The organism is Paenibacillus sp. FSL R5-0810 (assembly GCF_038002285.1).
GTDB lineage: Bacteria > Bacillota > Bacilli > Paenibacillales > Paenibacillaceae > Paenibacillus_AQ > Paenibacillus_AQ lactis.
Genome location: NZ_JBBOCF010000001.1, coordinates 1697809 through 1710543, shown reverse-complemented (window position 1 = coordinate 1710543; position 12735 = coordinate 1697809). Strand labels below are relative to the sequence as shown.

Below are 12735 nucleotides of genomic sequence, written 5' to 3'. Positions count from 1 at the left end.
ACGAAATGAAGCTCCCGATCGACGGCTTCTTCGAAGTTGATTAATAAGTTATTAGTTCGCCTTACTTTAACATCTATTTGTCCGCCAGGATAGTAAATTCCCAAGGGATATTTTCATTATTCCATCCACGATGCTCATCAAACCTTTGCAATCTGAACCCTGATGCGACGACCGAATTAATAATATCACTTAACGTGTACAATCGAATGGAGACATCGGGGAAGTCTTTCTGCTCATCTATATCAAATGCTCCTTTATACGCCACATCTCCATTTTTTATTTCCGTATCAAAGTAATTGAGCTCGCCATGAGACGAGATACATCTTCCTAAGGGATGGAAATCACTTAAAACCAATTGTCCACCATCATGCAATAAGGCGTAAAGAATACTCATGAACTTGTCCAAATCACCGAAATAGTGTAATATCCCTCCCTCTAAATATAGAATGTCGAAATATCCTCCGTACTCCTTTAGGTCAATATCATATATGTCGGTGACGATATATTCTAATGTGATATTTGCGCTTGCTGCCAGCTCTAAAGCATATTTTTTGTTTTCCTCAGAGATATCGAATACAGTCACCTCTGCTCCTAGTAAAGCTAACGGAACAGCTTTTCTTCCATTTGAACCGCAAAGGTTAGCAATCTTTTTGCCTTGAACATGTTCAAAAAGGCCTTTATGCTTTTTAAGTGCCGCGAGCGGGTTTTCTAATAGCAGACGTGCTTTTTCCTCAGGAGAACCATCTCTTTTATGCCAAAATTCATATGCACGATACTCCCAAGCTTTTTTATTTATTTTACTTTGTTTATGCACTTCGTTCCCCCTCCCTTTCTCCTTACTAAAATTATACAACAAGTTGCGACTAACCTGACACGAAACCTGTCTGTATCGAATGGGAACAAGCTCGCCGGAGCTTAAAAAGAATCGGCAGCAGTCCCCCCTTACTCGTTTCGAACATGGAGTACCGCTGCTTTTCAATAAAACCGGCTAGTAAAGCCGCGAAAGACTTGCCCTTTGTGATGATTCGGATCCCCGCAATACTTTATTGGCTAGTCAGGTTAGCCAATCGCCGTATCTCTTCGCTTAACCTTCGATTGACTGGATACACTTCTTCGATAAAATTTAAAATACGAAGCGCCGACTCGGGAACATGATGGTATCCCTGTATCATGTCTCCTATGATTTCCGCAAAACGGGGGAATCTCCTCTCCAGCCGCCTCTCATTGCCGAATGGGTCGGGAAAGTATTCCACCTCTTGCTCCAGTAGATGGAGGACGGATAGAATCCTGTCCACTGCGTAGCCTTGAACAAACCTCGTCGCGGAAAGACGCTCTCCCCTTGCATAGCGACCGAGCCCCACGTATAGGTTTGTTAGCGCTTCATTCAAAGGAAAGTCCAAACAATCCGCTCTTAGGCTGGGGACCGGATGGGAAGGTTCGGCGATTGCCGTATTAGCATACATTTGATCCTTCCAAATGACCCGGCCTGCCGTATAGGTCGCGTTAGCCAACTCCGATTCCTCGAATACAGCATATTCCCCGAAAATACCATCCTCGAACAGTACTTTGTAGCCAACATCAGAATTCTTAAACGAATAGGCAAGAGGGTGTACATCCTCGAGCCAATCCAATCGGTCTATATATCTGTTTTTCTCCCCGGGCTTTACAATGACAAAGAAATCTAAATCCGAATATTCATCCAACCGTTCTGTCTCGACCCCAACGGAACCAACTCCTAATAATAAAAGAGCTCCCCCCTTCCGTTCGAGCGACTTCCCGATATCGCCCAGCCGCTGTAACAACAATTCCGTTCTTAACATTACGAATCCTCCCTTTATTTGGAATGCAAAAAGGGTCCAACCCACTTCTCAGCGAGGTTGAACCCGAAGGTTGCATTGCCTTTGTTATTCTGTCTTCAAATTACCACGCAGCCTTATTGCTGTCAATCGAAGACAACTAGTAGGCACTAAGGGAGATAATTGCACGATACTAGAACCGATTCCTATACAATTGTAGAGTCAGCCGGTGCGGCGGGAACGGGCCAGAGTTAGCCCGGCGAGGACCATGCCGATCAGCCCCATCAAGATAGCAATGATAGCCCCAGCTCGCCCGGCGCCGGTGCCGAAATCACCAGTGAAGATGGTGAGATGCACCCCGGCGTACGATATGACGATCAGCCCTAAAACCGTGGCTACGATTGCCCCGTTTCGCCCACCGTTGCCGACGCGACGGACGGAGCGGGCCAGAGACAGTCCGCCGATTACCACGCTGACTAGTCCCAACGCCGCGTCCAAAGTGGCCCAGAGGCGTCCTTGGGTTAATCCGTATACGACATTACTGTTGGTTGCTTCAGCAAAGACAATAGTTGGAACGAGTAGGCATGCACAAAGTATTAGGAATGAAACTAGCATCATTTTCATTTGTTAATTACTCCTCCTTTTTGTTTTTTCCATCGCTTGCTTTGAACCTCCAAGTTTCGACAGCAACAGCCAGATCATTGACCACGAGTTGAATGCGAATCTAGGTTTTCTCAATCGACGACGCATACGCAGTCATTCCTTCCGTTTTGAAAATTTCTCTCCTTTCACAGCCAGTTTACACATCAAATGTCGAGATCTTATGCAGATCTTCCGCTATTTGCGTGGATTTCTTTAAGAGCCTTCCTAATCACGGTATAATTTTCGGTAAGCGGTGAGTACTCGTAAGTGAAAGGAATTAAAAGGAAAGGAGCTGATGGGAATGGGACCGAAATTGCTGCTTGTGGAGGACGAAACGGGAATGCTGGAGGAGATGCAGACCTATTTGCAGCGTGAAGGGTTCAAGGTATTGACCGCCTGTACCGGCAATGAAGCGCTCATGATTGCCCGGTCTGAAAATCCAGATCTCGTCGTGCTTGATTGGATGCTTCCCGAGAAAAGCGGAATCGACGTATGCCGCGAAATAAGGCATACCTCGCATTGCGGCATTATTATGGTCACGGCGCGATCGGATGAATCTGATAAAATCGTCGGTCTGGAAATCGGTGCGGATGATTATTTGACGAAGCCATTCAGCTTGCGCGAGCTCGCATCGCGCATCAGAGCAATGCTTCGCCGATTAAACGGGCCTGAAGACAAGTCGATGTTCTTGGAAAGAGACAACTTGATCATTTCCGAAGCCAGATGTCAGGTATTCAAAGACGGTCATGAAATCCAATTGACACCAACTGAATTCAAAATTTTGTTCACACTCGCGGGTCGTCCCGGCATAGTTTTTAGCCGTTTGCAATTATTAAAGGCTGCTTTGGAGGATGAGTACATGGGATACGAAAGAACGATGGATTCCCATATCCGGAATCTTCGCCGCAAACTGGAAGACGATCCTGCCAATCCCCGATATATTCAGACGGTATATGGTTTCGGTTACCGATTCGGTGAACGTTCATGAAGATAACGTTTCGGATGAAAGTATTTGCCTGCATGGTGCTTCTCATGCTCATTGTAAGTATCACTTTCTCCCTTACAACACAACTTTACGCAGGTGAACTGGTCGATCAATTTCGAAAGGAACGCATCGATGCCAACTATTTGAAAGCCATGCCCGAAGATCAAATCGAAATCTTTATCTCTTATTTCATTGACAATATGAAGCTGGGCACACTGCTTAATGTAACACACGGCGTACGCTTGCTCTTTTTTATTACCATCGGGTTACTCTTCAGCTTTTGGATATCAGGGGTGCTGACCCTCCCGCTTAAAAAGCTAATAGCCGCAATAGAGCGCGTGGCCCAAGGTGACCTTAACGCCAAAGTGCCTGTGGACACGAAAGATGAGTATGGGAAAGTCGCTCAAACATTCAATGATATGACGTTTCGCCTGAGTGAAGCTGAAGAAGCTCGCAGTCGATTGGTGGCCGATGTTGCTCACGAGCTTCGCACGCCGCTGTCCTTGATGCAGCTTAAACTGGAGAATTATCAACAGGCCGGCCAACAGATCTCGCCAGAAATGTTACTTCGGATTCATGATGAAGTGATCCGAATGAGCTTGCTAGTCGATGATTTACATGTCTTATCGTTGGCAGAAGCAGGACGGTTGTCGCTCCATCGCAAACCGCTTGATTTGACGGTTCATTTAGAACGAATTGTGGACGACGTGAAATTTGAAGCGGAAGAAAACGGAATTGCCCTTAGTCTTTATACGATTTCGAGACCGATTTCCGTAATGGTCGATCCGAGACGGATAACGCAGGTTTTCTTTAATTTGCTGACCAATGCGATTCGTTACACGCCAAGTGGTGGGGAGATTATGGTTAAAATCGAAGAGCGGGTCGTGGATCGGAATGCGTACTTTGTACGTGTCTCGGTGATCGATACCGGCATCGGAGTATCGGAGGAAGCATTGCCCCGCCTATTCGATCGATTTTACCGCGTGGACGAAGCACGCTCGCGGCATACAGGCGGTACGGGACTCGGTTTATCCATCGCGCATCATTTTGTAAAAGCCCATGGTGGGTTCATCCGCGTTGAGAGTGAACCCGAGAAAGGTACAACATTTTCCGTTTATTTGCCTTACGGGCAATGATAATTATAAGAGTTGGTAGCCCGGCGTACAAACATGCAGGAAATCCACTTCCTATGCCCCTACGATCCGGGGTGTATATGCTGTTCCGTTGACACCCTCCCTCTTCTTACCCGCCCGTTAGCTTCGAAAAAAACATTAACCACTCTGTTTAATATCCCATAAAAGAGATCAACAATGTACGGCAAGGATCATGTGACAAAGGGGTTTCCATAGGTGTCCATAGTTCTCTGTCGCCTCCAACGGGCATATCTCGATGATGCAAAACAAGCAAACGCGGTTTTCGCGATTGCTTGTTTTGCATGATGGCGTTTAATTATGAACGGTAACATTCGTTAACGTTTAAGCAGAACGCTAATGTCTCTCATATACCGGTCGATCCGGCCCGGGTTCGGCCAGGCTCCATCCGATACCGAGCAGAACGATGATGGCAATGAACGCAGCCGGCAATACCCATTTCCAGGAATGCGCGAGCATCCGGACGGCAGGAGACATCAGGGCAAGGATCAGTCCAATCAACACGACGCTGAACAGGTGAATCCCCGGCGGCAACAAGAGGAATACGATATGGAAGACCGATGTGAACATCAGGATAGGGATAAGCGTCGTTCCCAAAACTACGGCAGGACGGTTTAAGGTCTCTAGCGGATCGCGGGTGCATGCTGCCCATATCAATGCAGCGTAGTGGATCAGCAATGGGATCGAAAATAGATAGCTTGCACCCGGCAGAAACCAGGTTGAGCCGATAAGCAGCAGGAGGAACAGAAATCCGCCGCCAAGCAGCATCTCTAATTCATTCGATTTCCGCACGATCCAGCGGGTAAGCGCGACATGAACAATGAGTGTTACCAGAACGAAGCTGATGCTGTAGAGAAGCGAATCATAAGTTGCGCCTGTAGGCTGCGTCATTTTGCCTGCCCACAACATTTCGATCAGCGTCCACAAGCCATAGCTCAGTGCGGTTGATAGCACGGCGGCCAGAATCGGGGTTCCGAGCCCGATTAAACTCCCCTTTGTGGTTAGTAAGGAGAATCGGGCATACAACCAAGCAAAGGCCAGCCATAACGCTGCAAGCGCAACAGTAATCGGAATCGCCCACTGCGTAGGGTAATGAACCAGCAGGCCGAACAAATTGAAATAAATGCGGTTGCTTGTGGAGGACAAGTCTGACAAGTCGAGATTGCCGAAATGCCTTGCCATGGCGAGCGCATTCTCGCCTTGATGCTGCACGGTCTCAAGGGAGACATTCTCCGTATTGTCCATAGGGGTATGATAAGCTACCCACCCATCGCCATAGGCAAAGTTCAGTCCCGGAAGACCATGCTCCAGGGCCACCGTCAGATCGGTATCGTTCGGCAGCTGCTTGTAAAGGTCCACCAAGAGCGAGTTGCTGACAGGATTGGACACAGCCCGCGCGTATTCTTCGATAATCCGTCCGTTGCCATCGCTGGTCTGGAACATGAAGGATGAACCCTTTGATCCTCGGGCTTCAAAATTTGCGATCATGCCAACCTCACGATGCAGCGGGTCACGGAAGAACACCTCGGCTCCCAGCAGGCCTTTCTCTTCCCCGTCCGTCAATAGAATCCAAATATCATTCTGAGGAGGAGATCCGGCTTGTATTGCCCTTGCCGTCTCCAGCAATGAAGCCACGCTTACCGATGCATCATTCGCCCCGGGCCCGGTAGGTACCGAGTCGTAGTGGGACATAAGAAGGAGCGGTTTGCCCGGTCCGGTGCCCTTAATGACCCCCAGAATGTTCGTAAGCTGGACGTCAGTATCGATGTACTTTGTTGTTAGACGGTCTTTAAACTCCTGAACCTCCGGGTTCAAGCCGAGCAACTCCATCTGTTCCACCAAGTATGCCCTGACTTCCCCATTGGCAGGCGATCCCATGGGGTGGGGCTCCCGTGCAATCCGTTCGACATGGACCATCGCCCGTTCCGCGGAGAACTCGGTTTCTGGCGCGTCCGTTCCCCTGGGTTGCGGCGGCTTCTCGAACCACAGCAGAAGGGAGACACAAAGGATGACGGCGAGGATCGTCATAAGCGGCAGCCAATAGGGATGTTTGCGGTCCGGCGGTCTGCTCAATTGAATTTGCATGATACCTACTCACTTCCTTTTAAGATCATTCAGACTCATTCATGGAGCAATCATTCATCGTATGTAAGAAAAAGCTCTTATACAGCGTAGTTCCAGAATATGACATGTGTCAATATTTGATTACAGTGTGTAATGAAATCAATGCATCACAGAGCAAGAGCTCCCATTAGAATGGAAGCTCTTGTGATTTATATCCAAGATGGTCATTTATTCAACTTTAGTTCCCGGTTATCTTAGCAACCAACATACTACAACTTCTTTCAATATGCCCCAGCCTTACCGAGAGGTCTCTTCTCTCCAAGCAAAGCAATATCTGATAATTCGTTATCGTAACGTGTATGTACCTGATGGACTTTTAAGCAAGCAATGCCCTTATGTTCTTCTCGTACACAAAAAGCTTATACGCCTCTGCGTCCCCAGCCAAAAACTTTGACATGCACGATGGCTTTGGTTACCCAATGCAAGAGCACATACAACACGATGAACAAAATGAGCAAAGGCCTAAAGAATAGCATTGCCACAACCCAGGTGAGCAGAATCTGCCAGTTCTTCATTTTCCGCAAATATTTTACAGGCCACAAGCATATTTTAAATAACTTTTCGTTATGCTGAAGCGCATCTAAAAATTCATCCTGGAACTGTTTGTTGTCCGGGTCCAAGCGGACGGCATTTCGCATATACGTCTCTTTCAGCTTGTATTCCCCACGCTGGCCAGACGACAAGCCGAGGAAAAAATATACATTTGGCGATTCCATATTATTGTTGAGGGCTTGCCTTTCCAACCTGGCAGAATCCTCGAAGTTTGTCAGCAACGCTTCCGTATAGCTTAACAAAGCCAAATATAATGGTGATTCCGGACGCAGTTCAAGCGCATGTGAAAGTGCCGTCTTTGCTTGCTTTGGCCTCCCCTTTTTGTTCAACATATTTGCTTGCAGATAATAATAATGAGGCTCATAGGGATCTATCCGTAAAGCTTCTTGCAGAGCTTCTTCGAAAGCCCGATCCTTATCCGTATAGTAGTAAACGCTGACGCGCACAAACCAGGCCAGCTCGTGCTGTGGTTCCCGTTTAAGCGCCTGATTCGACCAATGCAGTGCTTTGTCGTATTCATCCATGAATAAGTGAATTTGCGAGATTAGCGCAAAGACGTCCGGGTGCTCCGGTACTTCGCTTATTAGCTGCTCAGCTTCCTTTAAAGCTTCTTTATACCGCCTCCATTTGATAAGCTGCTGCGCCTTCGTATATGCGGCGTAATGATGTACGTCCTCCACCTGCTCTATCCCCTCCTATACATTACGACTTGACGCCATGCTTCTTAATGTAATCCAATACGATTTGATAATCCCCGTTAACGTCACTGAACGTCGCGTAATTCTTTGCTGTAGCAAACCAATCCAGCGTTGTTGCCTTTCGGCCTTTTGTGGATCTCTTTAAATCGTCCTGAGTAATAGGCTGGATCTCACCCTTCTCAAACGTACGCTCCATCGCTGATTCTACGGCATCATGAACTAACTGCTCTAAGTCGGCTCCGGAATAAAACTTGGTCTCTGCAGCAATTCTGGGCAGGTTCAGCGAACCCAGCGGCTTACCGGATAGCTTCAGTTCGAGAATGGTTTGCCGCTCTGCCTCTTCAGGCGGCGGTACAAAAACCAGATGGTTAAAGCGACCGGGACGTCTCAATGCGGAATCAAGGTACCAAGGCGTATTGGTTGCTCCGATGACAAACACGTTATCGTTCTCCGCCTGCAGACCGTCAAGCTCCAGCAGTAATTGGTTAACAAGCATGCGGTCATGATGCTGGCGCATTTGATGACGGCTGCCTCCAAGGGCATCGATTTCATCAATGAAAATAACGCACGGTTTGTTTTCCCGCGCTTTTTCAAATATATCGTGTAAGTTATGTTCGCTCTGGCCAGAATACATCGAAAGAATTGACTGAAGCTCTACATGAAAGAAATTAGCATCGATCTCGCCTGCCACCGCTCGTGCCAAAAATGTTTTGCCGCATCCGGGTGGCCCGTACAGGAGCAAGCTCCCTCCAGCTTGTTTGCCGTATGCAGCATATACTTCCGGCTGCTTCAGAGGTAATATAAAATTGATTCTGATTTTCTTCTTAACCTCTTCCAAGCCTCCGACGTCGGCAAACGTCTCTTTTGGCTTCTCAGACTCGACAAGCGATTGATCCTCTTTGCTGAAATGAATAAGCCTTAAATTTTTGCGTCTTTGCGCTGCTAGTTCATCATGTTCCGACATCCTGCTCTCTCCTCTGTAATATTCTCTCATAAGAATATCATACTTCCATAAATTAGGGAGTAATCCAGCGAAAAAAGACAACCGCAAATGGCTGCCTTCCTTCAATCCTCATGTGATGATTTGTATTCAGCACGCTAAAGAATTAATACGTAATACGTTCGATTACTACAATGCTTTCATCAAACAGCCCGCTCGTAATTAGATGGGATGGACGTTTGGAGCGGATTTCTGGATCAGGATGTTGTTCAGAACCAAAAGTAAACTCTATGGGCTGATCTCCTTTAACTTCTACAATGACATCCAAACCTTGTTTTGGAATACCTGCTTGTTTGTAATAGAAAGTTTCCATTGATTTAGGAATGGTAAAGGATTCTTCATCAACTTTTATTTTTTGAACGCGACCACCAGGTATAGACAGATACATGTTTTGCACATCGGTTCCACCTGTGAATCGAAAATGAATCATTTTATTCCCTTGCTTTATCCCCGTCTTTACTAGCTTTATTTGTGGTATTTGATAGTTTCGTACAGGTGCATTTCCTACCCATGCTTGTTTATCATAGTTAAACGGTAAGATAGCTTTAATATTGGAAGTATTCGTTGAAGTTATATATTTCTTCGTCCAATCATCTGGTGGTTGGGTTGTAACCCACTGTGCTTGTTTTTTATCCTGATCCACGACATAGAATAAGTTACTATCTATAGGTCGATCTGCACTTGGGTTAGCTCTGAAAAAACTAATCGATAATATTACTACCGCGATTCCTATGAGGGTATAAGGCACCCATTGTCCAAGCTGGAATAACTGTTTACATGGCATGAACAGCAAAGCTAAGAGCCAAACGAAAAGTAACATGAGGTAAGGTGCAAGACTAACCGGAAAAAAGGTGAAAAGTAACTTGAGCAGTGGGGCGAACAGTACTACGGGTAAGAAGGATTTAAGGGATAATATCCATGTATTGGCACTTATTGTATCCATTTTATTCTTCCAAATTACCCACCCAAGTATCAGTAGTGATACAAGCAATGGCCAAGCAAACAGATAGCTGGCACCAGGTAGAAATTGTGTTAACAGGATGAGAACTATGACACCAAGAAAGATCGCCGACAAAGTCATTTCCCATTCATTTACGGAACGGAATTTCCTCCAGATAAGGAAACTGATAGATGCCGTGAGTAATAGAAATGCCCATTGATAATAAGAGCTGTCATATATTGCCCCACTGAATAAGGTCATTTTTTCTCCCCAAAGTGCGAATTTCAAATTGATTTCCTAGTAAGGATGAGGTAACGGGATTTGGGGCTGCTTTGGCAAATTCTTTTACCATCCAAACCGTTATGATCACTGGTTTGGAACATGATAGACGGACCACTTGTTCCTCTAGCCTCGAAATTAATGATGAGATCCATTTTTTGTTTATGTTTTGATTTCGTCCAAAATTCCTTTGCACCCATTAATCCTTGCTCTTCGCCATCAGTAAACACGAAATAGATATCATTTTTTAAAGGTGGAGCTGATTTTAATACACGTATGGTTTCTAATAAAGCGGCAACTCCGCTTCCATCATCACTAGCTCCCGGTCCTTGTTGAACAGAGTCATAGTGTGCAGACATCATCATTGCATGATCACTGCTATTACCTTCAAGTTTAACGATCACGTTGTACATATCTCCGCCAGTTAACATTTTGGGGTATAGAGAAGCATGATTGGAGTGTTCGATTTCTGGTTTTAATCCCATTAATTTTAATTGTTCAACCGTATAATTTCTTACTTTTTCATTTTCGATTGATCCGCTTGGATGAGCAGTCTTTGCTATCTGGTTTAAGTGTTGGACAGCACGATCTGCTGAGAAATTTTTCGAGATATCCGCCTTCTTATCTGGGCTTGGTGGAACAATGGTATGAAGGCTGATAAAAGCAATCAAAAATATAAATGATATGATCGTAATGGCCTTAATAATTTGATTATCAGTCAAATTTAAATCCTCCTTATGGTTACTTGGTTGTAGGTATCATAATGAAACAGAAAAAGACAAACCAATGGTTTATCTTACAGTTACCTTACTTTACGGTAAGGTGGGTTATTTAGAAAAAATTACGCCCTGTCCTCTCTTTGAATAGCGACTTATATTGGGACCGTGTTTTTGTCCTCCGACACCAATTTCAAAAATTTCGGTTGGTTAACTCCTTTTCTTCTTATGGATCATTCCTTGTTTACAATGGTTTGTGTCACAATTCATCCTCATTTATATGCGCAAACAAAAACGGCAGCCAAACAGCCACCGTGTCTAATATTTAATGGTCATGATTTTCCCTGCTTAACTCTTTCGATACTTGGGATTCAGTGCCTGGTTCGACAATGACAAACTGCCCCATCATACCGCTATCCTCATGATACAACAAGTGACAGTGATACATGTAAGGCGTATCAGGATCAGGGTAGCTTCCAAAGTCGACGGCCAGTCTAACTGTAGTGTCATTCGGAATAAAGACTGTATCCTTTCTCCCACGCTCATATATTGGCGGCAAATGTCCATTCTTGTCAATAATGGTGAAGGCTGCGTCATGAATATGAAAGTTATGATCCCAACCCTTATTTGTGATCTCCCATATTTCACGCGAGCCAGCCGGAACAACTTCATCAATCCGATTCATGTCCATTTCCTTGCCATTAATTTCAGATTTCGTTGTGAGTTCAAATTTACGTACCTTTACATTTTCGGGCACATCGATGAGCGGCTCAGCGGTAAGTTGATTCGGAAGTCGCGGAGAATCGGATAAACTTGTATCGGGGATAATCTTCACGATATCAAACTCCCCATTTTCAATCCCGTCTTTGCCTGCAAAGCTGTGCAAGATCGTTTCTTCGCCAGCTTCAAACTCCACCACGATCTCTGCACGTTCACCCGGACTTAGCAACAAACGATCTAATAAAACGGGTTCGGGTAAAAGTCCCGCATCATTGCCGACCAGATAAAATGAACGATTATCCGAAAAGCCGATATTATAAGCCCTCGCATTCGAACCATTCAGTAATCTAAAACGAACCTGTTTTGCAGTGATCTCTAGGTAAGGGTCGAATGTCCCGTTTACTAAGATTTGATTGCCTAACAACCCAAACGGAGTCATGCTCATGTTCTCGTTAAAAGAACCGTCGCCCTTAAATAATTTATCCTGGAGGATAATCGGGATGTCGTTGACTCCATATTCCGAAGGCAACTTTTTAGACTCTTCATCCTCAATGATAAATAATCCTGCAAGACCGCGATACACGTGCTGTGCTGTCTTCCCATGCAAGTGGGGATGATACCATGTAGTCGCGGCCGGCTGCTCGATTGTCCAATAAGGCTCCCAGGTTGCTCCTGGTTCAATCATCTGATGTGGCCCGCCGTCCATTACTGCGGGTAATCGCATTCCATGCCAATGCAAGGTTGAGGTTTCATTCAATTGATTGACCACATCGAAAGAAACTTGGTCACCGCGCGAAACCCGGAGAGTCGGTCCTAAATAGGATCCGTTTATCCCCCAAGTGGGTGTCTGCCTTCCTTCCAAAAACTCGGTTGATCCTGACTGCATGGTTAAGGCAAAGTGTTTCTTACCCTCTGAATCCGTCATTGGCTCAAGTATTGGCGGAATTTGCAATGGATTCTTAAATTCCAGCTTACCGACGTTAGTGGTGGTATCCCCTTCACATCCGACTAAACAAAATGCTGATAAAATCAGCAGCAGCGTGAGCAGTTGAAGGTATTTTTTCATTTTCTATACTCGCTTTCCTCATCATTGATGAAATCAAATAGAATCGCACTTAGTAGAACCGCGCTC

At 45.6% G+C, this 12735-nt stretch carries 11 protein-coding genes; 2 read left to right on the top strand and 9 right to left on the bottom strand.

What is annotated here, in order from left to right; translation table 11 throughout:
* Positions 1 to 73: 73 nt before the first annotated feature.
* The 3 genes from MKX76_RS07735 to MKX76_RS07725 form a co-directional block, all read right to left on the bottom strand.
* Positions 74 to 814 (bottom strand): class I SAM-dependent methyltransferase, encoded by a 741-nt coding sequence (locus MKX76_RS07735; RefSeq protein WP_341033376.1) that lies wholly within the window; start codon positions 812 to 814, stop codon positions 74 to 76.
* A 229-nt stretch (positions 815 to 1043) separates the two neighbouring features.
* Positions 1044 to 1820 carry a hypothetical protein gene (locus MKX76_RS07730; RefSeq protein ID WP_341033375.1) on the bottom strand — a complete coding sequence of 259 codons (777 nt, stop codon included), beginning with the start codon at positions 1818 to 1820 and terminating at the stop codon, positions 1044 to 1046.
* Between the two features lie 198 nt (positions 1821 to 2018).
* Positions 2019 to 2420 (bottom strand): DUF6223 family protein, encoded by a 402-nt coding sequence (locus MKX76_RS07725; RefSeq protein ID WP_341033374.1) that lies wholly within the window; start codon positions 2418 to 2420, stop codon positions 2019 to 2021.
* 319 nt (positions 2421 to 2739) lie between these two features.
* Between MKX76_RS07725 and MKX76_RS07720 the strand changes: the two genes are divergently transcribed.
* Both MKX76_RS07720 and MKX76_RS07715 read left to right on the top strand, forming a co-directional pair.
* Positions 2740 to 3426 carry a response regulator transcription factor gene (locus MKX76_RS07720; RefSeq protein ID WP_341033373.1) on the top strand — a complete coding sequence of 229 codons (687 nt, stop codon included), beginning with the start codon at positions 2740 to 2742 and terminating at the stop codon, positions 3424 to 3426.
* On the top strand, positions 3423 to 4559 hold the full coding sequence (locus MKX76_RS07715) for a sensor histidine kinase (RefSeq protein WP_341033372.1): 1137 nt from the start codon (positions 3423 to 3425) through the stop codon (positions 4557 to 4559). Before MKX76_RS07720 ends, MKX76_RS07715 begins: the two co-directional genes overlap by 4 nt.
* A gap of 351 nt (positions 4560 to 4910) precedes the next feature.
* Here the strand turns inward: MKX76_RS07715 and MKX76_RS07710 are convergent, their stop codons facing one another.
* The 6 genes from MKX76_RS07710 to MKX76_RS07685 form a co-directional block, all read right to left on the bottom strand.
* Positions 4911 to 6659, bottom strand: coding sequence for a M28 family peptidase (locus MKX76_RS07710; RefSeq protein WP_341033371.1), 1749 nt, complete (start codon positions 6657 to 6659; stop codon positions 4911 to 4913).
* A gap of 398 nt (positions 6660 to 7057) precedes the next feature.
* On the bottom strand, positions 7058 to 7930 hold the full coding sequence (locus MKX76_RS07705) for a tetratricopeptide repeat protein (protein WP_341033370.1): 873 nt from the start codon (positions 7928 to 7930) through the stop codon (positions 7058 to 7060).
* A 22-nt stretch (positions 7931 to 7952) separates the two neighbouring features.
* Positions 7953 to 8912, bottom strand: coding sequence for an ATP-binding protein (locus MKX76_RS07700; protein ID WP_341033369.1), 960 nt, complete (start codon positions 8910 to 8912; stop codon positions 7953 to 7955).
* 142 nt (positions 8913 to 9054) lie between these two features.
* Complete coding sequence (locus tag MKX76_RS07695) at positions 9055 to 10176, bottom strand: hypothetical protein (RefSeq protein WP_341033368.1); 1122 nt, start codon at positions 10174 to 10176, stop codon at positions 9055 to 9057.
* Entirely contained in the window at positions 10173 to 10889 is a 717-nt protein-coding gene (locus MKX76_RS07690) for a M20/M25/M40 family metallo-hydrolase (RefSeq protein ID WP_341033367.1), read from the bottom strand. The genes MKX76_RS07695 and MKX76_RS07690 overlap by 4 nt, the downstream gene beginning before the upstream one ends.
* A 319-nt stretch (positions 10890 to 11208) precedes the next feature.
* Entirely contained in the window at positions 11209 to 12669 is a 1461-nt protein-coding gene (locus MKX76_RS07685; protein WP_341033366.1) for a multicopper oxidase family protein, read from the bottom strand.
* Positions 12670 to 12735 lie beyond the last annotated feature (66 nt).

Excerpts from the sequence above, each read along its gene's own strand:
- MKX76_RS07730 (WP_341033375.1), bottom strand. The coding sequence starts at position 1,820 with ATGTTAAGAACGGAATTGTTGTTACAGCGGCTGGGCGATATCGGGAAG.
- MKX76_RS07725 (WP_341033374.1), bottom strand. The coding sequence starts at position 2,420 with ATGAAAATGATGCTAGTTTCATTCCTAATACTTTGTGCATGCCTACTC.
- MKX76_RS07720 (WP_341033373.1), top strand. The coding sequence starts at position 2,740 with ATGGGACCGAAATTGCTGCTTGTGGAGGACGAAACGGGAATGCTGGAG.
- MKX76_RS07715 (WP_341033372.1), top strand. The coding sequence starts at position 3,423 with ATGAAGATAACGTTTCGGATGAAAGTATTTGCCTGCATGGTGCTTCTC.
- MKX76_RS07710 (WP_341033371.1), bottom strand. The coding sequence starts at position 6,659 with ATGCAAATTCAATTGAGCAGACCGCCGGACCGCAAACATCCCTATTGG.
- MKX76_RS07700 (WP_341033369.1), bottom strand. The coding sequence starts at position 8,912 with ATGTCGGAACATGATGAACTAGCAGCGCAAAGACGCAAAAATTTAAGG.
- MKX76_RS07685 (WP_341033366.1), bottom strand. The coding sequence starts at position 12,669 with ATGAAAAAATACCTTCAACTGCTCACGCTGCTGCTGATTTTATCAGCA.